Here is a 24,830-nt window from a genome sequence, read left to right as displayed (position 1 = left end):
GGTCGAAGCCCCAATAGCGCGAAATCGCGCGATGTCAGCCGTTTATGGGCAAGCTGCGACGTAGCGCTGGCCGTTGGAGTTCTGGTACACACATTTGCCGGACTGAGTCTGGCCGATGTAGTTGCCAGCCGCCGCACCAGCGAGACCGCCGATGATTGCGCCTTGAACCTTGTCGTCACCGCCTGAAACAGCAGCACCTGTGGCTGCGCCGAGGGCTGCACCTGTCAGGGCGCCTTGGCTGGGCGTGGTGCCGTTACAAGCGGCAAGAGTGGCGACCAGCGGAACGGCGATAAGGAATTTTTTCATGTCTTTCTCCCAAGTTACTCATTTGCCAACGCGGGGGGGGGTGGAAGAGGTTCCCGCGAAAGCGATGGATGTTAAGAAAAATTTTCAACGCGGGTGTGCGCGGCAATTTTCCATCTGTTGTCATGTTCGGGCAAGACAGAGGTTTAGATAGACGAAGGCGGCACCGGGTCAACCGATGCCGCCTGTCGCAGGCCTGAAAGCGCGGTTTTACGCCGAAGCGAAAACTCGGCCCAATGCGCCATCCACCGCGGTGATGATCTCATCAATATCATCGCGTGAGGCGATCAGGGCAGGCGAGAAACACAGCGTGTTGTTCTTGCCGGGCAGGGAGCGGTTGGTGGCCCCGATGATCACCCCTTGGGCCATGCAGTCCCCAACGACGGCCTGAATACGTTTTTCCTCGACGGGGTCGCGGCTGTCGCGGTCAGTGACCAGTTCGGCGCCCAAGAACAGCCCCTTGCCGCGCACATCGCCGATCACCTTGTGTTTGTCGGCCAGCGCATGAAGCTGCTCCAGCATGTAGTGGCCCATGTTGGTGGTGTTCTCCAACAGGTTCTCACGCTCGATGATGTTCATATTCTCGATGCCCGCGGTCGGCCCCGCGGTGCAGCCGCCAAAGGTCGAGATGTCGCGGAAGTAGTTCAGCGGATCGCTGGCATCGTCCTTGAACATGTCAAACACGGCATCGGTCGTGACCAGACAGGCGATGGCGGCATAGCCAGAGGCCACCCCTTTGGCCATCGTCACCATGTCTGGCTGGATGCCGTAGTGCTGATAGCCGAACCAAGTCCCGGTACGGCCCACGCCGCAGACGACCTCATCGATATGCAGCAGGATGTCGTATTTGCGGCAAATCTCTTGTACCCGCTCCCAGTAGCCCTCGGGCGGGCAGATCACGCCGCCGCCTGCGGTCACCGGCTCAAGGCAAAGCGCGCCGACGGTTTCGGGCCCTTCGGCGAGGATCACCTTTTCGATCTGATCCGCCGCCCATGTGCCGTAGTTCTCTTGCGGCGCACCGTCCTGCTCAAAACTGCGATATTCCAGACAATGCGGCACCCGCACAAAGCCCGGTGCAAAGGGGCCGTATTGTGCATTGCGCTCGTCCTGCCCACCCGCTGAGAGGCAGCCGATGGTGGTGCCGTGGTAATCGCGGTCGCGGTAGAGGATCTTGTGCTTCTTGCCGCCATAGCGTTTGTGCGCGATCTGGCGCACCATTTTGAAGGCTTTCTCATTCGCCTCGGAGCCCGAGTTGCAGTAATAGACGCGATCAAGGCCGGGCATCTTGTCCAGCAGTTTCTCGGCGAAATGAGAACCGGGGATCGAGCCTGCGGAACCGGCGAAATAGTTCAGCTTGATCAGCTGGTCGCGCACGGCATTGGCGATGCTTTCACGGCCATAGCCTACGTTGACCGTCCAGACACCACCGGACACGGCATCAAGGTGCTCTTTGCCCTTTTGGTCCCAGACCCGCATGCCCTTGCCTTCGACAATGATGCGCGGGTCGGTCGTTTCATAGGGTTTGTGCTGGCTCAGGTGGTGCCAGATATGCGCGCGGTCGGCTTCGACAACGCGGGAGATGTCGTTCTCGTTGAAATTGCCGTCCATGAGGCAAACCTTTCTGTGCGAGTGGGCGAACCCACGAATGAAGCCCGCGCAGAGGCGGGGAATGTGCCTATCACATCACCGCGAAAGTTGCGCCACAAGTAGTGCCAGTTAGGTTTGTTCCTTAAGGCCAGCCGCCGGCGCAGATTTCTTTTAAAGAAATCGGGGCGGACTTTTTTAAAAAGTCCGGGGCCTTAAACGAAAACGCCGGGGTGGTGCCCCGGCGTTCAAGTTTACTTCGATTTCGGGCCGCCCTTGCCGCCCTGCTTGCCGATCTTATTCGGCGGGGTGAAGCGTTTGGACGGGTCGGACGCCCGTTTGTAGGACTTCTCACCGCCCGGCGTGGTGGCCGAGGTTGTCGGCTTGCCCTTGCCTTTGCGCGGTGCATCGCCTGCGGGCTTTTCCTTTTTCCAAACGGCTTTCGCCTTGGGCTTGCCGGTTGTTTCGCCGCCAGACTTAGGCTTGGGCGTCGCACCGGGTTTCATCGGACTGCGCTCGGTCTTGTGCGACTTTGGCGGGCGTTCGCCCTTGGGCGCGCGCGGTTTGTCGAACTTGGCCTTGTCGTATTTCGGCTTGTCGAACGACGCCGCACCGGGGCCATCCGCCGCTTTGGCGCGGGGTTTGCGCGGGGCGGGGGCGGCATCGGGATCGTAGTTATCACGCGGCGGGCGCGGGCCACGGTCGCGATCACCCTTGTAGCCGCCACCCGGCTTGGGGCCACGGTTGCCGCCGGGTTTCGGACCACGGGCCAGATCGGGGGCTTTGTCGAGCTGCGTCAGCACCGCGCCTTCTTCCAGCTTCATGTCGCCGCCAAGTGCGCTCAGCAGACCGGGAACCGAGGTTTCCAGCACTTCGACAAAGCTATGGCTGCCCTGCACACGGATCGCGCCGATATCGTCTTTGGTCAGATCACCGCGCCGGCAAAGCATTGGCAGCAGCGTGCGCGGCTCGGCCCCGTCGTTGCGGCCTGTCGAGATCGAGAACCAGACCGATTTGCCAAAGGCCGGGCGCGGTTTGTCGTCGCCGGGCGCACCGGGTTCTGCCAGTTCTTCCGGCGCGGATTGGCGCGCGCGGTAGAGGTTGACGAAAGCAGTGGCCAGTTGCTCGGCCGAGAATTGCTCGACCAGATTGGCAACGAAACCTTCGGCATCTTCCGGGATCGGGTCGGACCATGCAGGATCGGCCAGCAGGCGGGCTTCGTCGGCGGCATTCACTTCGGTGGCGGAGGGCGGTGCCGCCCATTCCACTTTCAGCTTCGCGCCGCCGATCAGACGGTTTGCTTTGCTGCGCAGTTTCGCAGGCACGATCAGGGCGGAAACGCCCTTGCGCCCGGCGCGGCCAGTACGGCCCGAGCGGTGCAGCAGCGTGTCGGAGTTGCTGGGCAGATCGGCGTGGATCACCAGTTCAAGGTTCGGCAGGTCGATGCCGCGTGCGGCCACGTCCGTCGCAATACAAACGCGGGCCCGCCCGTCGCGCAGCGCTTGCAGCGCGTTGGTCCGCTCAGACTGCGTCAACTCACCCGACAGCGCCACGACCGAGAAACCCCGGTTGGTGAACCGTGTGGTCAGGCGCGCCACGGCGGCGCGGGTGTTGCAGAACACGATGGCGTTCTTGGCTTCATAGAAGCGCAGCACGTTGATGATCGCGTTTTCAGTGTCACGCGGGTGCACATTCAGCGCGCGGTATTCGATATCGCTGTGCTGTTTGGCTTCGCTCACAGTGGTGATGCGCTGCGCGTCGCGCTGGTAGGATTTCGCCAGTTTGGCAATCGCCGCAGGCACGGTGGCCGAGAACAGCAGCGTGCGGCGCTCTTCGGGGGATTCGGAGAGGATGAACTCAAGGTCTTCGCGGAAGCCGAGGTCGAGCATCTCATCCGCTTCGTCCAGCACCACGGCGCGGATCGCGTCGAGGTTGATGTTGTTGCGTTTGATGTGGTCACACAGACGGCCCGGCGTGGCGACGACGATATGTGCGCCCCGGTCCAGCGCGCGGCGCTCGGTCCGGGTGTCCATGCCGCCGACACAGGTGGTGACCACCGCGCCCGCTTTGCCATAAAGCCAGGTCAGCTCGCGGCTGACCTGCATGGCCAATTCGCGGGTCGGCGCGATAATCAGCGCCAGCGGTGCGCCTGCTTGGCCGAAATGGGTATCGTCCCCCAAGAGTGTCGGCGCGATGGCGAGGCCAAAGCCCACCGTCTTGCCCGACCCGGTTTGGGCGGAAACCAGAAGGTCTTGATCGTTCAGCGCGGGGTCTGTGACGGCCTCCTGTACGGCGGTAAGTGTTTCATAACCCTGTTGGGCAAGGGCATCGGCAATAGTCTGGATCACGAAGGCTGTCCTGTCTTGAACGTTTGTGCGGGGGGCGGGCACGTGGGGTGCTACCAGCCACGGCAAAGGAATCCGACCGTCGGTAGAGGGTCGGGGATGGAATGTACATGGGGGTTTTTGGGCGAATTGTCACCCTTTTTACCTGTTTGGCGGGTTTGGAGGCCCGAATGGGCGGGGAAGTGCCATTTTAGCTCTGGTCCGATCCGCTCACATCTCGGTCAGGTCAATGGCGCGCCCGGGCGCGTTCGGTTAGCTATGACCGAGGCAAAAAGAGAGAGTGAGGCAATCTGGTGCAAAGCGATCTGCCCCTGACGCGAGATCTGGTGCTGGTAGGCGGCGGGCACGCCCATGCGCTGGTGCTGCGCAAATGGGGGATGGACCCGCTGCCCGGTGCGCGGCTGACGGTCATCAACCCCGGTCCCACCGCGCCCTATACCGGCATGCTGCCCGGTCATATCGCCGGGCACTACGGGCGGGATGAATTGGAGATTGACCTGATGCGCCTGTGCCGCCACGCCGGGGCGCGGCTGATCCTTGGGGCGGCGACGGGGATTGACCGGGCGGCACGCGAGATCACGGTTAAAGGGCATGGAGCCGTCGCCTATGACGTGGCCTCGATCGACATCGGCATCACGGCCAAGATGGACCTGCTGGGGTTTGCTGACCACGCTGTCGGGGCCAAACCACTTGATGTCTACGCCGCGCGCTGGCGTGAGTTTCTGGCAGCGGTGAAGGCGGGCGAACAGCCGCCCGAGGTGGCGGTGATTGGCGGCGGTGTGGCGGGTTGTGAGCTTGCCATGGCGATGGCTTTTGCGCTGCGCCAAGCGGGTGTGCAGCCTGCCGTGACGGTGGTGGAACACGGGCCACAGCTTTCCGGCATGGCCCCTCGGACCGAGGCGATGGTTCGACGCCGCATGGTGGACTTGGGGGTAGGTCTCACGCTGAATGCCAAAGTGGCGCGGATCACCGATAGGGCGGTCATCTTGGACGGGGCCGCGCCGATACCAGCCGCGCTTTGTGTGGGCGCTGCGGGGGCGGTGCCGCATGGCTGGCTCGCGCAGACTGATCTGCCGCTTCATCAGGGGTTCATCCGTGTCGGCGCGGATCTGGGGGTGGTGGATGATGCGGCACTCTTTGCCGTGGGCGACTGTGCGCATATGGAGGCCACGCCGCGCCCCAAGGCCGGGGTTTTTGCCGTGCGGGCAGCGCCGGTGCTGCATGATAACCTGCGCGCTGCGCTGAGTGGTGGTGCGCGGCGGGCGTTCAAACCGCAGAAACATTACCTCAAGCTGATCTCGCTGGGCGGGAAATCCGCTGTGGCCGAGCGGAACGGGCTGGCCCTTGGCGGGGCGCTGCTTTGGCAGTGGAAGGACCGCATTGATCGCAAGTTCATGGGCGGGCTCGATGACCTCCCCGCGATGAAGACCGATGCGCTGACGGGCCCGGTGGCCTCGGGCGTGCAGGAGGCGCTGGCGGGCAAGCCGCTCTGTGGTGGATGCGGGGCGAAGGTGGGCGGCGCGGTGCTGGGAGACCTTTTGGCCGAAGTGCAACCGCCGGTCGCCGGCGATGTCGTTACCGGGGCGGGGGATGATGCGGCGGTGCTGCGCCAACCGGGCGGTGGTTTTCAGGTGATGAGCACGGATCACCTGCGCGGCTTCATCGAAGACCCGGCGCTGATGACGCGGATCGCAGCGGTCCACGCCTTGGGCGATGTCTGGGCCATGGGGGCCAAGCCGCAGGTGGCGCTGAGTTCGATCATCCTGCCGCGCATGTCGCCCGCATTGCAGGCCCGCACGTTGCGAGAGATCGCGGCGGCCGCGCAAGATGTAATGGCGGCGGCAGGGGCGCAGATTGTCGGCGGCCACACCACCATGGGCGCGGAACTGACTATCGGGTTTACGGTCACCGGCACGCGGGAGGACATGCCCATCGGTGTCGGCGGCGCGCAGCCGGGGGATGTGTTGATGCTGACCCGGCCCATCGGGTCTGGCGTGATCCTTGCCGGGCATATGGCAGGCAGTGCGCCGGGGCGGGTGGTGGCCAAAGCGCTCGGGCTCATGGCGACACCGCAGGCGCGGGAGGCGTCGATTTTGGGTGGTGCCCATGCGATGACTGATGTGACCGGCTTTGGCTTGGCGGGCCATGTGCAGGCGATTTGCCGCGCCTCGGGGCTGGCGGCAGAACTTTGGGGCGCGGCGGTCCCGCTCTATCCCGGCGCGCAGGCGCTGTCGGATCGGGGGGTGGCATCGTCGCTGTTGCCGGTCAATCAGGCGGATGCTCCGATAGAGGCCGCAGGCCCGGTGAACCCACTTTTTCACGACCCACAGACCGCTGGGGGGCTGCTGGCGGCCTTGCCAAAGGGAGCGGCGGAAGCGGCGCAGGCGCGGTTGGAGGCCGAAGGCTTGACGGGCCATATCATCGGACGGCTGGAGGCCGGTGCGCCCTCTATGCGCCTGACGTAAACCGGGTGTTCAGCGCGGCGGCGGTCTCGGCCAAGGAGGTATCGTCGAGTCTGTCGAGCGTCAGCCGCTCTATCGGCGCGGGATTGCGGCTGGCGGCTTTGGCATAGCGCGGGTCGTAGTGTTGGCCGATCAGCCCTTCGGCAAGCATGGCCCAATCGCCCGCGTGGGCTTGGGTCTGCCATGCCGCGATGGTCTCTGCGCTGTGATAGGGGCGCAGCCTGTCGATGCGGTCATCCAGCAAAGCAGGGTCCGTCGTCAGGTCGTCATAGGCCCGACAGAGAAAATCCGCCCGCGCGGCGAGCGGGGCGGCGATCTCGACCCGCGGAGCTGCGCGCATCGCGGCCCAGAGGGCGGGGGGCAGGGTGATGTTACCGATCTTGCTGCTTTCCGCTTCGACCCAGGTTACCTGCGCCGGGTCGAGTGGCGTGAGGGCTTGGGCCAGACGGGATTCAAACATTTTCTGATGCGGTTGGCCGCCGTCCACCGCGCCAAACAGCGACCCGCGATGTTGTGCCAGCCCTTCGAGGTCAAGCACCTGCGCGCCTGCCTTTGCCAGATGGTGCAGCAGCCGCGTCTTGGCCGTGCCGGTGCCGCCTTCGATCAACATCAGCCGGTGCGGCATGGGCAAGTCGTAGAGCGCCGCGACCACCAAGCGCCGATAGCTGCGATAGCCGCCGCGCAGAAGTTGCACACGCCAGCCGACCTGATCGAGAATTGTCGAGAACGCACCCGACCGCTGCCCACCGCGCCAGCAATAGACCAGCGGTTGCCAGCCGCCGTTTTTATCCGCCAGTGCCGTTTGTAAATGCCGGGCGGTGTTCTGCGCCACCAGCGCGCCGCCGATCTTGCGGGCGTCAAAGGGGCTGACTTGTTTGTAGATGGTGCCGACCTCGGCCCGCTCTGCATCCGACAGCACGGGCAGATTGATTGCGCCGGGCAGGTGGTCCTCGGCGAACTCCGCAGGGGCGCGCACGTCGATGATGGTATCAACGTCGAGCGCGGCGAGGTCCGACAGGGCGGTGAGGGTGCAGGGGGTCATCTGGGGGTTCCGGCAAAGACCCCGCGCCCTACGACAGGGCGCGGGGCGATGGCTCAGGCTTTGGCCGCGATCACCAGCACTTCGACCAGATATTCCGGCGTGGCGAGTTTGGATTCGCCACAGGCGCGGGCGGGGGCGTTTCCTTCGGGCACCCAAGCATCCCAAACGGCGTTCATCGCCGCGAAATCGGCCATGTCGGCCAGCCAGATGGTCGATTGCAGGATTCGGGTCTTGTCGCTGCCGACCTCGGCCAGCAGGGCGTCGACCTTATCAAGGCAATCTTGGGTTTGCTGGGCCACATCCGCACCTGCCGTGCCGACCTGACCGGCAAGGTAGATCACTTCGCCATGCTCGACGATTTGGCTCATGCGGGTGTTGGTGTGGTGGCGTTTGATCTCGGTCATTCTGTCTCTCCTTTGACGTTGCAAAACTTGTGGCAGCTTTGCGTGGGGGAGGCCAGATCAAAGCCCGCGCGTCAGGGTTTCTCAGCCTTACCGCCTGCTTCTGGGCCGCCCTCTTTTGGGCCGCCTGCTTTTTCCCAACCGCCAAAACCGTCCTTTAGGTGCGCCGCGTCAAAGCCCATGTCTTGCAGTGTCGCGACCGAGATGGCCGAGCGCCAGCCCGAGGCGCAGTGAAAGACGAATTTCTTGTCTTGGGCAAAGACCTCTTTGAAGTAGGGGCTGTCGGGGTCGACCCAAAACTCCAACATGCCGCGTGGGCAGTGGAACGCACCGGGGATGAACCCGGTGCGCTCGCGTTCGCGGGGATCGCGCAGGTCGACGAATTGCACGTTTTCGTCGTCCAGCATGGCGATGGCCTCAATGCTGTCGATCTCTTCGATCCGGGCACGGGCCTCAGAGACCATTTGGGCGGCGGTTTTCTTGAGGGCCATCGGGGTCTTCTCCTTACAGTTGGTTCAGCAGATCAGGCGTGGGCCAGCCATCGACGGGCATGCCTAGTCGTTTCTGTTCGGCGCGCACGGCGGCGCGGGTGCCAGAGCCGAGGATGCCATCCACATCGCCCACGTCATAGCCCATGGACTGCAATTTGCGCTGAAGTGTCTTCATCGCGTCGCCGCTAAGCCCCGGTTGCGGATTGCCTGCGTCGAAAACCTGTGCGCCTTCCAGCCGCGTGGCGAAATAGGCGGCAGTCATGACGTAGGTAAAGCTCTGGTTCCATTCGAAATAGACCCTAAAATTCGGGTAGGCGATGAAGGCTGGCCCGCCGCGCCCTTGTGGCAGCAGGACCGAGGCGGTCAGCCCTTCGGCCAGCGCACCGTTTCGCGGGGATACGCCCATGGCCTGCCATTCGCTGACGGGTTTGGTGGTCTCCAGCCCGGTTTGAGACCAGTCAAAATCCTGCGGCAGGGTGACTTCGGCCAACCAAGGTTCCCCCGCGCGCCAGCCAAGGCTTTGCAGCATTTTCGCACCCGACAGCAGCGCATCTGGGGCGGAGGTTTTCAGCGAGACTTCGCCATCGCCGTCGCCGTCCACGCCGTTTTCGATGATGTCGCGGGGCAGCATTTGCACCATGCCGATTTCTCCGGCCCAAGCGCCGGTGGTGGTGGCGGGGTCGAATTCACCGCGCTCGAAAAGCTCCAATGCCGCGAAAAGCTGTGGGCGGAACAACTCGGGGCGGCGGCAGTCATGCGCCAGCGTGGCCAGCGCGTTGGCAGTGTTAAAGTCGCCTTGGATCGCGCTGTAATCCGTCTCAAACGCCCAGAAGGCCAGCAGCACGCCACGGCTGACGCCATATTCGGATTCAACCCGGTCAAAGATCGCGTCGTATTTTTCGCCATTGGCACGGCCTCGGTTGATCCGGTCGTTGGAGATCAGGTGCCGTGAGAATTCGATGAAGGGCTTTTGGAATACGCCCTGCGCCTGATCGGCGCGCAGCACGGCGGGGTCTTGGCGCAGACCTGCAAAAAACCGATCGGCAGTGGCGGGATCGGCACCATTTGCCACGGCCTCGGCCTTGGCATCCGCGATAAAGCTGGAGAAATCACCGCCACAGACCGTTTGCGCAAAGGCGGTGGCGGGAAGGGTGAGGGCCGCAAGGGTGGCGGCTAGAAAAGTGGGGCGCATAGGTATCCTCATAGTCACAGACAGGCCAGAACTAGGGCGATTGCCCACATCACCAACCATGCCTGCCAGAGGCGGGTGATGGCCGCATCGATCTCCTGAGGTCCGATGACGCGCGCCCCCGCGCCGTGCACCCAAGGAAACTGCTGCACCTGCCCATCATAGCTGCGCGGACCGGCGAGGGCCACACCTATGGCCCGCGCCATGGCGGCTTCCGGCCAACCGGCGTTGGGCGAGCGGTGCAGCGCCGCGTCGGACTTGATGTCGCGCCAGTGGTGCAGCACCCCGCCGGGGAGCGCAATGAGCAGCGCGGTCAGCCGTGCCGGGGCGAGGTTCAGCAGGTCATCCATCCGCGCCGCGGCCCAGCCAAAATCGGCGTAGCGCGGGGTGCGATAGCCGATCATACTGTCGGCGGTGTTGACGATTTTATAGACCAGCAGCCCCGGCAGCCCGCCCAGCAGAAACCAAAAGGCAGGCGCGATGATGCCATCGCTGAGGTTTTCCGCGCCGCTTTCGATGGCCGAGCGTGCCACGGCGTCTGGGGGCATCTCGCCAGTGTCGCGGCTGACGATCATCGCCACCGCGCGGCGGCCAGCGGGCAGCGATTGGCGCAGCCCATCAGCCACAGCGCGGAGGTGTTCGACGAGGGAGCGTTGCGCAAGTAGGATCGCGGCGATGATGATCTCGGCGAGCGGGCCAAGAAGGCTCAGCACCCAGCCAAGGCACGCCATCCCGATCATCAGCGCCAGCAGCAGTGCCGCGCCCTTCGCGCGTCGCGCTTGGCCGTGGTTCAACCGCCGATCCCCCCAGCCGATCAATCGCCCCATCAGCACCGCCGGATGCGGCAAGCGCCGCCAGAGCCATTCCGGTTCTCCAAGGGCCGCATCGAGCAGCATGGCCAGCGCAAGAACCGCCGCCGTGCTCATGCCAGCGCCCGCTCCAACCGCGACCAGCCGTCAGCGGGGGGCAGGCCGAGGCGCAGCCAGCGTGGGTTATAGGGGAAGACGCGGGTCCAGATGTGATGCTGGGCGAGGCGTTCCTGCCAAGCTTGCGCGTCATCGACCTCATAAAGCCGGAAAAGCGGGGTGCCGCCGACGATCTGCGCGCCCGCTTCGGTCATCATTGTGTCGAGACGGGTGGCGTCAGTCGCCAGCCGGGCCCGCATCGCTTCGGCCCAAGCGCCATCCCGCAAAGCCGCCGCGCCGATATGCAAAGCCGGGCCGCTTACCGGCCAAGGGCCGAGCATCTGGCCAAGCCGTGCCACCAAGGCCGGGTCACCAATGACAAAGCCCAGCCGCAGCCCGGCCAGACCCCAGAACTTGCCGAAACTTTTGAGGATCAATGTGCCGGATGTTGTGGCCTGCGCCATGAGGGTGGCATCAGGGGTGATGTCGCAAAAGCTTTCGTCGATGATGCTGAGGGGGGCGGTGACCTCTGCCACTTGCCAAAGCCGCCCGTTGGGGTTGTTGGGGTGCACATGGACTGCAGCATCGGTGTTGCCCTCTTCGACCACCTGCCAGCCGTTCTCGGCAAAGCTTGCGGCATGTTCATTGTAGGTCGGGCCGGGGATGCGCACGCGGCCTTTCGGGGCGAGCGCCGGGATGCGCGCAATGGCCGAGGATGCGCCCGGCACGGCCAGCAGCGCAGCATCCGGTGGCACCTTCCAGAAGGCGCGGGCGGCATCCACAAGCGCGGTTTGCGCTGCCGCATCGGGAAGCGCGTTCCACGCCTCAGCAGGCAGGGCGGGGATCGGATAGGGCTGCGGATTGATCCCGGTCGACAGGTCGATCCACTCCGCCCGCCGCCCGCCGAAACGCGCCGCTGCCGCATCGACACCGCCGCCGTGGTCGCGCTGATCTGGCTGTTGCATCCTCGTCCCCCTGCCGTTCTTGCTGCGGTGAAAGCGCAAAAGCGCTGCGCGATCAAGCGCCTTCCGCAAGGCAGGGAGGGGGAGGAGGGATCAGCCGCGCCCGTGCGGCGCGTCGAAATCCAGCACCGGGTTGATCGGGATGATCCGATGCGGGTTAATCGTGTCGTGGCTGTAGTGGTAGTGCCGCACGATGTGGTCGAAGTTCACCGTCTCGGCCACGCCGGGCACCTGATAGAGTTCGCGCGTATAGGCCCAGAGGTTCGGGTAATCGATGATCCGGTTGCGGTTACACTTGAAGTGCAGGTGATAGACCTTGTCGAAGCGCACCAGCGTGGTGAAGAGCCGCCAGTCGGCCTCGGTCATCCTGTCGCCTGCAAGGTAGCGGTTTTCCGACAGGATGTATTCGATCCAATCCAATGTGTCGAAGAGCGGATGCACGGCGGCGTCATAGGCCTCCTGCGTGGTGGCGAAACCGGCTTTGTAGACGCCATTATTGAGCGTGTCATAAACGCGTGCGTTCACCTCTTCGATGCGGTCGTGCAGCGCGGCGGGGTGGTAATCGTCGCGGTTGCCGGTGATCTCATTAAAGGCGCTGTTGAACATGCGGATGATCTCGGCGCTCTCATTGCTGACGATGGTCTCGCGCTCTTTGTCCCAGAGGATCGGCACGGTGACGCGGCCCGAGAAATTGGGATCGGCACGGGTATAGATGTCGCGGGCATAGGGCAGGCCAAAGAGGGTGTCGCCGGTGGCACCGGGGAAGTCATCATCAAAGGTCCAGCCTTCGCCCAGCATATCGGGGTGTACGACCGACACGCCGATGTGATTCTCCAGCCCCTTCAACTGGCGGAAGATCAGCGCGCGATGTGCCCAAGGGCAGGCATAGCTGACATAGAGGTGATAGCGGCCCGATTCTGCTTTGAACCCGCCGTCGCCGCTGGGGCCGGCGCTGCCATCGGCGGTTACCCAGTTGCGAAACTTCGCTGCGGCGCGCTCAAACTTGCCGCCTGAGGATTTGGTATCATACCATTTGTCTTGCCATTTTCCGTCAACCAATAGGCCCATCTTGTTCTCCTTTGCGCGTTTGAGGGTATATCTAGGGCCACACGCGCGGACTGCACATCTTCATGGGCGCGCAGCCGCCCTGCGCTGGCGCAGGCTGCCGAAACGTCATCAATTCTTAACTTGAATTTCCTACGTTTTAGCCCAGCTTAGAAGGCATCAGCGGGGGGAAGATCATGGAAGAATTTCTGACCAAGGAAATACAAGCGGGGCTAGATGCCGCGCGCATGGAAAGCCTGCGCAAAGGGTCTCGCCTGCGGCTTGAGGTGGGCGGTGATGTCTACCGGGTGCTGCGTATTTGGAAGACCGGTTTTTCCGTCGATGCGGCAGATGCGCCCAAGCTGCGCGGGCTGGTCGATCTTTATGATGGCAGCCTGCATCTGTTCCAATGTCTCATCGTGGCGAGCGAGGAAGAAGCGGGCGAAATGCGTTATGAGTTCAAACGCGCGACCGCCGTGGCAGACCGTCCGCCGCTTGATTTCGAGCGTCCCGCCGATGCGCCACTGGGGCTGATCGAAGACGGCCGCGCCTGAAGCAGCGGAACGGCGGGTCAGTCCCGCCGCGCCGTCTTTCAATTACTGCAGATCGCTGAAGGCTTTGGCGAGCCGGTTGCAAGCTTCTTCAACCCGTGCACGTGGCGTGGCGAGGTTGAAACGCATGAAGCTTTCGCCGCCGGTGCCAAATGTCGCGCCGTGGTTGGCAGCGATGGCGGCACTTTTCTCGACACGTTTCTGAAACTCCGCCGGGTCCATCCCGGTGCCCGAAAAGTCCACCCAAGCCAGATAGGTCGATTCCAGCGGCATCGAACCTAGCCCCGGAATCGCGTTCACCGCGTCATCGAAGATCTGCCGGTTTCTGTCCAGATAGGCGGTCAGTTCATCCACCCACGCTGCACCCTCGGGGGAATAGGCCGCCGTTGCCATGATCAGCCCGAAGGAGTTCGCCGAGACGCCCAAAGCCGCCATGCGCTGGGCGAAGCGTTGGCGCAGCTTGGGGTCGTGAATGATGACGTTCCCGGTATGGCCGCCGGCGATGTTGAAAGTCTTGGTCGTGGCGGTCATCATCACCAGACGGTCTTCGATTCCGCCGATATGCGCCATGGGGATGTGCTTGTGCCCCGGCATCACCAGATCGTGGTGGATTTCATCCGAAACTAGCACCAGATCGTGCCGCTTGGCGAAATCGGCCACGCCTTGCAGTTCTTCGCGGCTCCAGACACGCCCGCCGGGGTTATGCGGCGAGCAGAGGATCACCATTTTCTCATCCCCGGTCATCAGGGCGTCATAGGCGTCGAAATTCATCTCATAGCGGCCCGAGGCATTGGTCAGCGGGCATTCCACCACGCGCCGCTCGGCGGCGTTAATCACGCGGGCGAAGGCGTGATAGACCGGGGTGAACAGCACCACGCCATCACCGGGCTGGGTGAAGGCATCGACGCACATCGCGGTGCCGTTCACCAGACCGTGGTTGGTAAAGATCGCATCGGCGTCGACCTTCCAGCCGTGACGGTTTTCCATCCACCATTGGATCGCGGCAAGGTATTCGCTGTCGTCGCCGAAATACCCGTGCACCCCGTGGTCGATCTGGGCCTGAAGCGCGTCCTGCACCACCTGCGGGGGGCGGAAATCCATGTCGGCCACCCACATGGCGATGCCCGTGTCTGCAGGCACGCCATAGATCGCTTCCATCTTGTCCCATTTCGAACAATGGGTGCCGCGCCGGTCGATGATGTCGTCAAAGCTCATGCTGGTCTCTCCTGATATTGCGGCCAAGCTAACGGCTGCCACAGGCGCTGCAAGCCCCCGGTTGCGCGATGCCCGGGCATGGCCTAAATGAGCGGGATGAAACGCCCGATCCTTTTGCACCCCGATCCACGGCTCAAGAAAGCCGCAGCCCCTGTCGCCGACCTCAGCGACGAGCTGCGCGTGCTGGGCGATGATATGTTGACCACCATGTATGACGCGCCGGGCATCGGCCTTGCCGCGCCGCAGATCGGCGTGCTTAGCCGGGTGATCGTGCTCGATTGCGTCAAGGAAGAGGGCGAAGCGCCGCGCCCGCTGTTGATGTTCAACCCTGAGATTGTGACCTCTTCGGATGACCTCAGCACCTATGAAGAAGGCTGCCTCAGCATTCCTGAGCAATACGCCGATGTGACCCGCCCGGCTGAGGTTGAGGTCCGCTGGCTCGACCGTGACGGCAAAGAGCAGCAGGAGGCGTTTGACGGCCTCTGGGCGACCTGTGTGCAGCATGAGATTGACCACCTCGATGGGAAGCTTTTCATCGATTACCTCAAGCCGTTGAAGCGCCAAATGATCACCCGCAAGATGGTGAAACTGAAGCGCGAGTTGGCACGCGGATGAGCGTGCTAAAGGTTCTTCGCTGGCCCGACCCACGTCTGGCCGAGACCTGCGCGCCGATCGAAGAGATCACGCCAGAGATCGAAACGCTGGCCGCGGATATGTTGGAGACGATGTATGCCGCGCCGGGGCGGGGCCTTGCCGGGCCGCAGGTCGGCGCAATGCTGCGGATCTTCGTGATTGATGCGGGCTGGAAGGAAGACAAATCCGACCCGCTGGTTTGCATCAATCCGATGTTTCAAGAGATCGGCGAAGAGCGCGTGACCAATACCGAAGGCTGCCTAAGCATTCCGGGCATCAGCACCGACATCTCGCGCCCATCGCAGGTGCAGATGGTTTGGACCGGGCTGAACGGAGGCCGCTATGTGCAGAGTTTTGAAGGCGCCGCCGCGCTGATCGCGCAGCATGAGATGGACCACCTTGATGGCGTGGTGACATTCGATCATCTGGATGCGGAAACCCGCGCTGCCAAGATTGCGGAGTTTGAAGCCCAATGACCCTACGCCGCTACGTTGCATGGCCCGACAAACGCCTGCGCAGCCCCGCCGCGCCGATTGAGGCGGTGACGGATGAAATCCGCACCCTTTGGGACGACATGATCGAGACGATGGACGCGATGCCGGGCGTCGGCCTTGCCGCGCCGCAGATCGGGGTGATGTTGCAAGTCGCCGTCGTCGATGCCTCCGAGGCGCGCAACAAGCGCATCCGGCTGGCAAACCCGGTGATTATAGACGCCTCTGCCGTGCTGCACCCTTATGAGGAAGCCAGCCCGAACCTGCCCGGTTTCAGCGCCGTGATCCGCCGCCCCCGCGGCGTGAAGGTGCGGTTCCTTGATGAGACGGGGGCAGAGGTCGAACGCGATTTCGTCGGGCTGGAGGCGGTCAGTGTCCAACACCAGATCGACCATCTGGCGGGCAAAATGTATTTCGACAACCTCAGCAAAACCAAGCGTGACATGCTGTTGCGCAAGGCACGCAAACAGAACGGCTGACGGCTCCCCCAAGGCGCTGTCCGGCAGGAGTGAACAGATGCGACTGATCTTCATGGGCACGCCCGATTTCTCGGTGCCGATCCTCGATGCGCTGGTGCAGGCCGGGCATGACATCTGCGCCGTCTATTGCCAGCCGCCACGCCCCGCCGGGCGCGGCAAGAAACCCCGCCCCAGCCCGGTGCAGCAACGCGCCGAGGAGATTGGTCTGCTGGTGCGCCACCCGGTATCGCTCAAACATCCCGAACCGCAGGAAGAATTCGCCGCGCTTGAGGCCGATGCGGCGGTGGTCGTGGCCTACGGTCTGATCCTGCCGCAGGTCATTCTGGACGCGCCGAAACGGGGCTGCCTGAACATCCACGCGAGCCTGCTGCCGCGCTGGCGCGGGGCGGCCCCTATCCACCGTGCGATCATGGCGGGCGATGAAAAGACCGGCGTTTGCATCATGCAGATGGAGGCTGGGCTCGATACCGGGCCGGTGCTGCTCTGCGAAGAGACCGAGATCGGTGCGGCGGAGACCACAGCGGAACTGCACGACCGTCTGAGCGCCATGGGCGCGGTGGCGATCAACAAGGCGCTGTCGCAATTGTTGCAGCTTACCCCGCAGCCCCAACCCGAAGAAGGCGTCACCTATGCGGCCAAGATCGACAAGGCCGAGGCCAAGATCGACTGGACCCGCCCCGCGGTTGAGGTGGATCGTATGATCCGTGGCCTTTCACCCTTTCCCGGGGCGTGGTTCGAGATTGACGGACAAAGGGTCAAAGTGCTGGGATCGGTGCTGGATGAAGGCACCGGCGCGGCGGGCGAGGTGCTGTCAGATGACCTGCGCATCGCTTGCGGCGACGGTGCGGTGCGGCTCACGCGGTTGCAGCGCGCGGGCAAGGGCGTGCAGGAAGCGGATGTGTTTCAGCGCGGCGCGCAGATCCCGGTCGGCACTAACCTGAGCGCCGCTTAAGCGCTCAGCTTTTCGGCGGGGTGCTTTTGTAGACTGGCAAGTGCCAGCCGAAATACAGCGATCCGGCCCGAAGCACCCAAGTCGTCACGGCACAGGCCAGCAGCGGATAGAGCCTCCCGTCGAAATAGGGCGACAGCAGCACCGCCACCGCAGCGCCAGACAGAGCCGCCGTGGCGTAGAGTTCGCCTTGGGTCAGCACCAATGGTAGTTGGCCCACCACCACATCGCGCATCAGCCCGCCCATACAGCCGGTGATCATGCCCATGACGATGATGATCGGCGCGGATTGCTCTTGGGACATCGCCACACCGACCCCCGCCGCGACGGCGACGGCCAGTGCCAGACTGTCGAGCCAGATCAACGTGCGAAAGCGGCTTTCCAGAAGATGCGCGGTGAAAAACACCACCAGCGCCGCCACGATGGCCACACCGAGCATACTGGGCGTTTCTATCCAAAAGATCGGGTTGCGGTCGAGCAGGAGGTCGCGGATCGTGCCGCCGCCCACGGCGGTCAGGCAGGCGATAAAGGCAAAGCCCACGATATCAAGCTGCGCCCGGCTTGCGACCAGCGCGCCGGTGATGGCAAAGACCAGCACGGCGGCATAGTCGAGCAGGGCCAGCAGGCTCACTTCTTGCCGCCCGGTTTGAAGGGGGCCATGCCGGCGCGGGCCAGTTCATCGGCGCGTTCGTTTTCGGGGTGGCCGGCGTGACCTTTGACCCATTTCCACGTCACATTGTGCCGCGCGTTCGCCGCGTCCAGCCGTTGCCAAAGCTCCGCGTTTTTCACGGGTTTTTTGGCGGCGTTCTTCCAGCCGTTTTTCTTCCAGCCAAAGATCCAACCGGTGATGCCGTTTTTGACGTAGTTGCTGTCAGTAACGATGGTGATTTCTGTCGTACGGCTGAGCGATTCCAGCGCCGAGATCGCGGCCATCAGTTCCATGCGGTTGTTGGTGGTTTGCGCCTCGCCGCCCTTCAACTCGCGTTCCTTGACGATCTTGTCGCCGTCCATGGCGCGCATCAACACGCCCCAGCCACCGGGGCCGGGATTGCCTGAGCAGGCTCCGTCTGTGTAGGCGTAAAGGTCTGGCATGTCGGCTCCCGTCGCGGTTTCAACGCGGTTTAGGCGGCTGGCGCGCGGCGGTCAATCAGGCGGGTTGACGCAAGACGCGGGGCACCTTGAACTCGACGTTTTCCTGCGCGGTTTCGACCAGTTCGGTGGTCACGTCATAGCGCGCTTTGAAGGCGTCGATCACCTCGTTGATCAGCACTTCGGGGGCCGATGCGCCTGCGGTGATGCCGATGCTGCCGATCCCATCCAACGCTCGCCAATCGATGTCGTCCGCACGTTGCACCAGTTGCGCATAGGCGCAGCCCGCACGGGCACCGACTTCGACCAGACGTTTGGAGTTCGACGAATTCGGCGCGCCCACCACCAGCATCGCGTCGCATTTGGGCGCCATGGCTTTGACGGCTTCCTGACGGTTGGTGGTGGCGTAGCAGATGTCTTCTTTATGCGGGCCGATGATGGCTGGGAACCGCGCCTGAAGGGCTGCGACGATATCGGCGGTGTCATCGACGCTGAGCGTGGTCTGGGTGACATAGGCCAGCTGCGCCTCATCACGCACAGCGACACCGGCCACATCGTCGGGCGTTTCGACCAGCAGCACATCACCATCGGGCAATTGGCCCATGGTGCCGACCGTCTCAGGGTGGCCCGCATGGCCGATCATGATGATCTGGAGTCCTGCATCGGCATGGCGCTGCGCCTCGATATGGACCTTGGAGACCAGTGGGCAGGTGGCATCGACATAGATCATATTGCGCGCCTGCGCCGCCGAGGGCACGGATTTCGGCACGCCATGGGCGGAAAAGATCACCGGACGGTCGTCGGGGCATTCGGAGAGTTCCTCGACAAAGACCGCGCCCTTGTCGCGCAGCCCGTCGACGACGAATTTATTGTGCACGATCTCGTGGCGGACAAAGACCGGCGCGCCCCATTTCTCGAGGGCCATCTCAACGATCTTGATCGCCCGGTCCACGCCCGCGCAGAATCCGCGCGGCGCGGCGAGGTAGAGGGTCAGGGGCGTGTTGGTCATGCGAAGTCTCCGAACGGCTTGGCGCAGAGGTAAGGGCTTGGGCGCTCTTCGTCCAGCCCGTCAGCCTTTCTTGGGCGCAGCCTCGCCCGCGGTGCCGTGAACGAGGGCGGCGGCCTGCGCCCGGTTGCGGATGCCCAATTTGCGGTAGCCCGATTTCGCATAGTCCGAGACGGTGTGGATCGAGAGGTTGCAGCGATGCGCGGTTTGCTGGCGGGTGTAGCCATGGGCCAGCAGGTTCACCACTTCGGCTTCGCGCGGGCTGAGTTTGCCAAAGGCCGATGGGGTCTCGGGCAGGGGCAACGGGGCGGTGCCGGTCAGGTCTTCGATGCGGCGGTGCATCAGCAGGCAAAAGAGGCGAAGATCCTCGGCCACGTCGCTAAAGCTCCGTTCGAATTCATCGGCTTCCATCCAATTGCCGATGATGAAGCCACCGAAACGTTCTGATCCTTTCAGCCGCATGGGCACCGCAAAGGCGGCGTGCAAACCTTCCCGTCCTGCGCGTGCGATCAGCGAATGCTCAGAGGGGGTGACATCGGGGTAAAGGTGCACGAAGGCCTGACCGATTGTCAGGACTTCATAGCTGTTGCACGAATGGTGGAGAAAGGGGTCATCCTCGGGGGGGAGGTCATCGTAAAGGTCGGGGATGGTGGATAAAAACTGGGCATCTTTGAAATCTGCCCCGACGCTGATGTGAATGGCGTGGGTGAAACCAATCTGTCGCAGCGCCTCTACAATGCCGTCCCAGAGCGTGCCTGCATCCTGTAGCTTCTCCAGCCGCACCGCATCATCGAAAAGCATCGTCCCTCACTTTAACCCCCCTTTTTCGGGGGGTCGTCTACTTCTACGGGAACGGGTACTGTGGGATCAAGGGGAACGCATGGGTTCATGTGCTGTATTGTATCTTCCCTGGGGTATTTTAGAAATTTCACAGGCCAGTGACGCCATTGTCACTGGTCTGTTATTCGTGTGCCTGCCTCATTGGGGCACCCACGAGAAAGCCACTGCTGCGGCTAGCAGCATGATTTCAGGCGAAAATAAGGCGGTTTGCGCTTAGTCTTGCGAGGTCGAGATCGGATCGCGCGGCGGACGGCCAATGACATCACGCAGATCGTCAAGCTCGATAAAGTTGTCGGCTTGGCGGCGCAGATCGTCAGAGATCATCGGCGGCTGGCTGCGAATCGTCGACACGACAGAAACGCGCACGCCTTGGCGTTGCAGGCTTTCGACCAGCGGGCGGAAGTCGCCGTCGCCGGAAAAGATCACGATATGGTCGACACGCGGCGCCAGTTCCATCGCATCAACGGCCAGTTCGATGTCCATGTCGCCTTTGACTTTGCGCCGGCCCATGCTGTCGGTGTATTCCTTGGCCGGTTTGGTGACCATGGAAAAGCCGTTGTAGTTCAGCCAGTCAACAAGCGGGCGGATCGGCGAATATTCATCGTTCTCCAAAAGTGCGGTATAGTAGAAGGCGCGCAGCAGCTTGCCGCGACGCATGAACTCTTGCCGCAGCAGCTTGTAGTCGATGTCGAAGCCCAGCGTCTTTGCCGCGGCGTAGAGGTTGGAGCCATCTATAAAAAGCGCCAACCGCTCATCTTTGTAGAACATTAATCTATCCTTTCGGCAGGCTTCGCCGTATTCCCGGTTTGAACTGTAATCGCCACGAATTAATAAATCCGTGACCTCTGGCGATGCCCCCACATCAGGGTGCATAACTAAGGCTTTTTAACGATGTCGCAAGACCCCGAGGGTATGGAATTAAGCAGTAGAGAGCCTATACGAAAGTATAGTCTCCTGATTGCGCTTGGCGGGAACCTCGGCTCTTCTGTCGGTGCGCCGCAGGAAACCCTGAAGTCGGCTTTGAAGCTGCTGCAAACCTCCGGCGCGGTGATTCGCGCGACCAGTGCATTCTATCATACTCCGGCTTTTCCCGCAGGAGCGGGGCCCGATTATGTGAATGCCGCAGCACGTCTGGAGGCACCTTGGGATCCGGCCAAGGCGCTTGGCGTCCTGCATCGGATCGAGGCACAGTTGGGTCGGGAGCGGGTGCAGCGTTGGGGCCAGCGCACATTGGATTTGGATTTGCTGGCCTGTGATGATATCGTGTTGCCAGACCGTAACACCCACAAGATGTGGCGTGATTTGCCGCTTGAGGCGCAGATTGGCCGCACGCCAGAGCAGTTGATCCTGCCGCATCCGCGCCTGCAAGACCGCGCTTTTGTGCTGGTGCCCTTGGCCGATGTGGCCCCCGATTGGGTGCATCCGCTGCTTGGGAAACCGGTCCGCGCGCTGCTTGAGGCTTTGCCTGAGCGGGATCGTGCCAGCGTGCGGCGTTTGTAATAACGGCTTGTAAATCTGCCCGAGGCGGCCTAAATACCGCACTTCTGGCAGCAAATGAGATATTGGAGGCTTCATGGCCCGCGTCACCGTCGAAGATTGTGTGGATAAGGTTCCGAACCGTTTCGAACTCGTTATGCTGGCCGCGCATCGCGCCCGTGAGATCTCTGCCGGATCGCAGCTGACCGTTGATCGCGACAACGACAAGAACCCCGTCGTGTCCCTGCGCGAAATCGCCGAAGAAACACAGTCGGCTGATGACCTGCGCGAGCGTTTGATCGAAAGCAACCAGAGCCAGATCGAAGTCGACGAACCCGAAGAAGACGCCATGGCGCTTTTGATGGGTGCCGAAGAGGACAAGCCCGAAGAAGACAGCATGTCCGAAGAAATGTTGCTGCGCCAGTTGATGGCCGCACAGGGGCAGGGCTAACCCCCGCGCCCCGGCCGGGGCAATGAGGCAGATGGCATGAACAGCGCCGACATTACTGCCGATGACCTGATCGCTCTTGTTCAAGGCTACAATCCGCGTACCAACGAACCCCTGATCCGCGCCGCTTTCGACTATGGGGCGCGGATGCATGAGGGGCAGTTTCGCCATTCCGGCGAGCCCTATTTCACCCACCCCGTCGCTGTCGCTGCGATCCTCACGGAACAGCAGCTTGACGATGCGACGATCATTACCGCCCTTTTGCACGATACGATCGAAGACACCAAAGCGTCTTATGCCGAGGTGCAGAGCCTCTTTGGCGGCGAAGTGGCGGAATTGGTCGATGGTGTCACCAAGCTGACCAACCTTCAGCTCAACTCGACCGAGACCAAGCAGGCCGAGAATTTCCGCAAGCTCTTTATGGCGATGTCCAAGGACCTGCGCGTCATCCTTGTTAAGCTCGCCGACCGTTTGCACAACATGCGCACGATCAAATCCATGCGCCCGGACAAGCAGGTCAAAAAGGCGCGGGAGACGATGGACATCTACGCGCCGCTGGCGGGGCGCATGGGCATGCAGTGGATGCGCGAAGAGTTGGAAGACCTTGCGTTTCGCGTGCTCAACCCCGAGGCGCGCGCCTCGATCATTCGCCGCTTTATCACCCTGCAACGCGACACCGGCGATGTGATCCAGCGGATCACCGGCGACATGCGGGTCGAGTTGGAAAAGGCGGATATCGACGCCGAGGTTTTTGGCCGGGCCAAGAAGCCCTATTCGATCTGGCGCAAGATGGAGGAGAAGGAACAGAGCTTCTCCCGTCTGTCCGACATTTACGGCTTTCGCGTGATCACCGCCTCTGACGAGGATTGCTACCGCACACTCGGCGCGATCCATCGCCGCTGGCGCGCGGTGCCGGGGCGGTTCAAGGATTACATCAGCCAGCCCAAGACCAACGGCTATCGGTCGATCCATACCACCGTCTCGGGCCGCGATGGCAAGCGGGTGGAAGTGCAGATCCGCACCCGGCAGATGCATGACGTGGCCGAGACCGGCGTCGCCGCGCATTGGTCCTACCGCGACGGTGTGCGCAGCCGAAACCCCTTTGCCGTCGATCCCGCCAAATGGATCAGCCAGCTGACCGAGCAGTTCGACGCCGAGACCGACCACGAGGATTTCCTCGAAGCGGTGAAGCTTGAGATGTATGCGGATCAGGTCTTCTGCTTCACGCCGAAAGGCGATGTGGTGAAACTGCCGCGCGGGGCGACGCCGATTGATTTTGCCTATGCGATCCACACCCGGATCGGCAACGCTTGCGTTGGGGCCAAAGTCGACGGGATGCGTGTGCCGCTCTGGACGCGGATCAAAAACGGCCAGTCGATTGAGATCACCACCGCGCAGGGGCAAACACCGCAGGTCACATGGCTTGATATCGCCACCACCGGCAAGGCCAAGTCGGCAATCCGGCGGTCCCTGCGCGAGGTCGACCGCGAGCGCTTTATCAAACTCGGCCGCGAATTGGCGCGCTCGGCCTTTGCGCAGGTCGGTAAGAAGGCCACCGATAAGGTGCTGCATACCGTCGCCAAGAACATGCGGCTCAACGGCCCCGATGAGGTGCTCGCCCGGCTTGGCAGTTCCGAACTCACGGGCCGCGAAGTGGTGGAATGCGTCTATCCCGACCTTGCCCCGCAAAAGGGCGAGCAGATCGACGTGCGCCGCGCCGTCGTGGGGCTGGAGCCGGGCCAGAGCTTTGACCGCGCGCCCTGCTGCACGCCGCTGCCCGGAGAGCGGATCGTCGGCATCACCTTCCGTGGCAAGGGCGTGACCGTCCACTCAATCGACTGCGACCGCCTGTCGGAATACGAAGACCAGCCCGAGCGTTGGCTGGACCTGCGTTGGCACGATGGCAGTCACCCGGCGGTCTATACCTGCGCGTTGGACATCACCATCGGCAACGGCGCGGGCGTACTGGGGCGGGTCTGCACCTTGATCGGCGAAGCCTCGGCCAATATCTCTGATTTGGAGTTTGTGGAGCGCAAGCCTGACTTTTACCGGTTGGTGGTCTATGTGGATCTCAGAGACGTAAGTCACCTGCATTCGTTGATGTCCACGATCGAAGCCGAAAGTGAAGTCGCCGATGTCAGCAGGCACCGCAATATGAGCATGGGAAAGACTGTCGAAAAGACCGACTGACCCCGCGCAGACGAAACGCCGATACTGGACCTGAGACTTGATTTTCAAACGCCGCGATCCGAAACCGACCCTGCGCGCGCTGGCCGAGTTTCTGTGGCCGCGGGGTGGTTGGACACGTGCGTTTCACTACGTCAAACACCGGATGCGGCGGCTGCCCGACAGCCCCGAGCGCATTGCGCGCGGCATCTGGGCCGGGGTCTTTACCACCTTCACGCCCTTCTATGGTCTGCACTTCATTGTGGCGGCACTGATCGGGCGGGTGATGCGGGCCAATATCCTTGCCGCCCTTATGGCGACCTTTTTTGGCAACCCGCTGACTTATGTCCCCATCGGCATCGCGGCTTTGCAGACCGGGCATTGGATCCTTGGCGCGCCCGTGGCCCCGAAAGAGCATCGCTCCTTTGGGGGGAAGTTTCTGGATGCGGGCCGCGATCTGCAAGAGAACTTTGTCGCGATTTTTACTGATAGCCAGATGGATTGGACAGGGCTGACCGCCTTTTTCCATCAGGTCTTCTACCCCTATCTGATCGGGGGCATTCTGCCGGGGATGATCTGCGCCTCTATCGCCTATTACATCTCGGTGCCGGTGCTGCGGGCTTACCAAAAGCGACGGCGCGGGATGATCAAAGCCAAGTTCGAGGCGCTCAAGCATAAGGCGGCGCAAAAGGCCGAGGCCAAGCGCCACGCGGACTGAGGCTTTCAGGGCATCAATTTTCCGGAAAAACCGCTTCCCCC

At 62.7% G+C, this 24,830-nt stretch carries 26 protein-coding genes; 10 read left to right on the top strand and 16 right to left on the bottom strand.

What is annotated here, in order from left to right; all coding sequences use genetic code 11:
* Positions 1-42: 42 nt before the first annotated feature.
* The 3 genes from T8A63_RS17245 to T8A63_RS17235 form a co-directional block, all read right to left on the bottom strand.
* On the bottom strand, positions 43-306 hold the full coding sequence (locus tag T8A63_RS17245; protein WP_067631066.1) for a glycine zipper 2TM domain-containing protein: 264 nt from the start codon (positions 304-306) through the stop codon (positions 43-45).
* Positions 307-513: 207 nt separating this feature from the next.
* Entirely contained in the window at positions 514-1,911 is a 1,398-nt protein-coding gene (locus T8A63_RS17240) for an aspartate aminotransferase family protein (protein WP_132443830.1), read from the bottom strand.
* Between the two features lie 230 nt (positions 1,912-2,141).
* Positions 2,142-4,235 carry a DEAD/DEAH box helicase gene (locus tag T8A63_RS17235; RefSeq protein WP_132443829.1) on the bottom strand — a complete coding sequence of 698 codons (2,094 nt, stop codon included), beginning with the start codon at positions 4,233-4,235 and terminating at the stop codon, positions 2,142-2,144.
* A gap of 290 nt (positions 4,236-4,525) precedes the next feature.
* On the opposite strand from T8A63_RS17235, the gene selD reads away from it, so the two are divergent.
* Positions 4,526-6,697, top strand: a complete 2,172-nt coding sequence (gene selD / locus T8A63_RS17230; RefSeq protein ID WP_416153221.1) for a selenide, water dikinase SelD — start codon at positions 4,526-4,528, stop codon at positions 6,695-6,697.
* On the opposite strand, the gene mnmH is transcribed toward selD, so the two are convergent.
* From mnmH to T8A63_RS17195, 7 genes are all read right to left on the bottom strand, one after another.
* Positions 6,681-7,736: a tRNA 2-selenouridine(34) synthase MnmH gene (mnmH, locus tag T8A63_RS17225; protein WP_322344524.1), complete on the bottom strand. Its 1,056-nt coding sequence runs from the start codon at positions 7,734-7,736 to the stop codon at positions 6,681-6,683. The genes selD and mnmH overlap by 17 nt on opposite strands.
* Positions 7,737-7,789: 53 nt before the next feature.
* A complete protein-coding gene (locus tag T8A63_RS17220) occupies positions 7,790-8,140 on the bottom strand; it encodes a RidA family protein (protein ID WP_067627636.1) in 351 nt (116 codons plus the stop codon).
* A gap of 71 nt (positions 8,141-8,211) precedes the next feature.
* Positions 8,212-8,628 carry a rhodanese-like domain-containing protein gene (locus tag T8A63_RS17215; protein ID WP_067935519.1) on the bottom strand — a complete coding sequence of 139 codons (417 nt, stop codon included), beginning with the start codon at positions 8,626-8,628 and terminating at the stop codon, positions 8,212-8,214.
* Positions 8,629-8,641: 13 nt separating this feature from the next.
* Complete coding sequence (locus T8A63_RS17210; protein ID WP_322344523.1) at positions 8,642-9,820, bottom strand: lytic murein transglycosylase; 1,179 nt, start codon at positions 9,818-9,820, stop codon at positions 8,642-8,644.
* 14 nt (positions 9,821-9,834) lie between these two features.
* Positions 9,835-10,743, bottom strand: a complete 909-nt coding sequence (gene cbiB, locus T8A63_RS17205) for an adenosylcobinamide-phosphate synthase CbiB (protein WP_322344522.1) — start codon at positions 10,741-10,743, stop codon at positions 9,835-9,837.
* Entirely contained in the window at positions 10,740-11,687 is a 948-nt protein-coding gene (gene cobD, locus T8A63_RS17200) for a threonine-phosphate decarboxylase CobD (protein WP_322344521.1), read from the bottom strand. Before cobD ends, cbiB begins: the two co-directional genes overlap by 4 nt.
* Positions 11,688-11,777: 90 nt before the next feature.
* Positions 11,778-12,752 (bottom strand): glutathione S-transferase family protein, encoded by a 975-nt coding sequence (locus T8A63_RS17195; RefSeq protein WP_322344520.1) that lies wholly within the window; start codon positions 12,750-12,752, stop codon positions 11,778-11,780.
* A gap of 173 nt (positions 12,753-12,925) precedes the next feature.
* On the opposite strand from T8A63_RS17195, the gene T8A63_RS17190 reads away from it, so the two are divergent.
* Positions 12,926-13,282 carry a hypothetical protein gene (locus tag T8A63_RS17190; protein WP_067935534.1) on the top strand — a complete coding sequence of 119 codons (357 nt, stop codon included), beginning with the start codon at positions 12,926-12,928 and terminating at the stop codon, positions 13,280-13,282.
* 42 nt (positions 13,283-13,324) lie between these two features.
* On the opposite strand, the gene T8A63_RS17185 is transcribed toward T8A63_RS17190, so the two are convergent.
* Positions 13,325-14,494 carry a MalY/PatB family protein gene (locus T8A63_RS17185; RefSeq protein ID WP_322344519.1) on the bottom strand — a complete coding sequence of 390 codons (1,170 nt, stop codon included), beginning with the start codon at positions 14,492-14,494 and terminating at the stop codon, positions 13,325-13,327.
* Between the two features lie 96 nt (positions 14,495-14,590).
* Between T8A63_RS17185 and def (T8A63_RS17180) the strand changes: the two genes are divergently transcribed.
* The 4 genes from def (T8A63_RS17180) to fmt are packed head-to-tail and all read left to right on the top strand — an operon-like array spanning position 14,591 to position 17,049.
* Positions 14,591-15,109, top strand: coding sequence for a peptide deformylase (gene def, locus T8A63_RS17180; protein ID WP_322344518.1), 519 nt, complete (start codon positions 14,591-14,593; stop codon positions 15,107-15,109).
* Positions 15,106-15,603 (top strand): peptide deformylase, encoded by a 498-nt coding sequence (gene def / locus T8A63_RS17175; protein WP_322344517.1) that lies wholly within the window; start codon positions 15,106-15,108, stop codon positions 15,601-15,603. The genes def (T8A63_RS17180) and def (T8A63_RS17175) overlap by 4 nt, the downstream gene beginning before the upstream one ends.
* A complete protein-coding gene (gene def, locus T8A63_RS17170; RefSeq protein ID WP_067627673.1) occupies positions 15,600-16,097 on the top strand; it encodes a peptide deformylase in 498 nt (165 codons plus the stop codon). Before def (T8A63_RS17175) ends, def (T8A63_RS17170) begins: the two co-directional genes overlap by 4 nt.
* Positions 16,098-16,134: 37 nt before the next feature.
* Positions 16,135-17,049, top strand: a complete 915-nt coding sequence (fmt, locus tag T8A63_RS17165; protein WP_322344516.1) for a methionyl-tRNA formyltransferase — start codon at positions 16,135-16,137, stop codon at positions 17,047-17,049.
* A gap of 4 nt (positions 17,050-17,053) precedes the next feature.
* On the opposite strand, the gene T8A63_RS17160 is transcribed toward fmt, so the two are convergent.
* The 5 genes from T8A63_RS17160 to T8A63_RS17140 form a co-directional block, all read right to left on the bottom strand.
* On the bottom strand, positions 17,054-17,677 hold the full coding sequence (locus T8A63_RS17160; RefSeq protein WP_067935548.1) for a trimeric intracellular cation channel family protein: 624 nt from the start codon (positions 17,675-17,677) through the stop codon (positions 17,054-17,056).
* Positions 17,674-18,138, bottom strand: a complete 465-nt coding sequence (rnhA, locus tag T8A63_RS17155) for a ribonuclease HI (RefSeq protein WP_067627684.1) — start codon at positions 18,136-18,138, stop codon at positions 17,674-17,676. The genes T8A63_RS17160 and rnhA overlap by 4 nt, the downstream gene beginning before the upstream one ends.
* Before the next feature lie 55 nt (positions 18,139-18,193).
* On the bottom strand, positions 18,194-19,144 hold the full coding sequence (gene ispH, locus T8A63_RS17150; protein ID WP_322344515.1) for a 4-hydroxy-3-methylbut-2-enyl diphosphate reductase: 951 nt from the start codon (positions 19,142-19,144) through the stop codon (positions 18,194-18,196).
* A gap of 60 nt (positions 19,145-19,204) precedes the next feature.
* The gene (locus T8A63_RS17145) at positions 19,205-19,942 is read right to left on the bottom strand and encodes a helix-turn-helix transcriptional regulator (protein WP_322344514.1); all 738 of its coding nucleotides are present in this window, start codon (positions 19,940-19,942) and stop codon (positions 19,205-19,207) included.
* 252 nt (positions 19,943-20,194) lie between these two features.
* Positions 20,195-20,749 (bottom strand): NYN domain-containing protein, encoded by a 555-nt coding sequence (locus T8A63_RS17140; protein WP_067627693.1) that lies wholly within the window; start codon positions 20,747-20,749, stop codon positions 20,195-20,197.
* Between the two features lie 123 nt (positions 20,750-20,872).
* Between T8A63_RS17140 and folK the strand changes: the two genes are divergently transcribed.
* The 4 genes from folK (at position 20,873) to T8A63_RS17120 (ending at position 24,789) form a co-directional block, all read left to right on the top strand.
* Complete coding sequence (folK, locus tag T8A63_RS17135) at positions 20,873-21,481, top strand: 2-amino-4-hydroxy-6-hydroxymethyldihydropteridine diphosphokinase (RefSeq protein WP_243261640.1); 609 nt, start codon at positions 20,873-20,875, stop codon at positions 21,479-21,481.
* Positions 21,482-21,554: 73 nt separating this feature from the next.
* Entirely contained in the window at positions 21,555-21,908 is a 354-nt protein-coding gene (gene rpoZ, locus T8A63_RS17130) for a DNA-directed RNA polymerase subunit omega (RefSeq protein ID WP_067264606.1), read from the top strand.
* Between the two features lie 36 nt (positions 21,909-21,944).
* Entirely contained in the window at positions 21,945-24,095 is a 2,151-nt protein-coding gene (locus tag T8A63_RS17125; protein ID WP_067627699.1) for a RelA/SpoT family protein, read from the top strand.
* Between the two features lie 37 nt (positions 24,096-24,132).
* A complete protein-coding gene (locus tag T8A63_RS17120) occupies positions 24,133-24,789 on the top strand; it encodes a DUF2062 domain-containing protein (protein ID WP_067627702.1) in 657 nt (218 codons plus the stop codon).
* The last annotated feature ends 41 nt before the right edge of the window (positions 24,790-24,830 follow it).

Origin of the sequence: Sulfitobacter sp. OXR-159, from assembly GCF_034377145.1 — a bacterium.
GTDB lineage: Bacteria > Pseudomonadota > Alphaproteobacteria > Rhodobacterales > Rhodobacteraceae > Sulfitobacter.
Note: the sequence above shows the minus strand (reverse complement) of the source record. Positions and strands in the feature narration are given on the sequence as shown.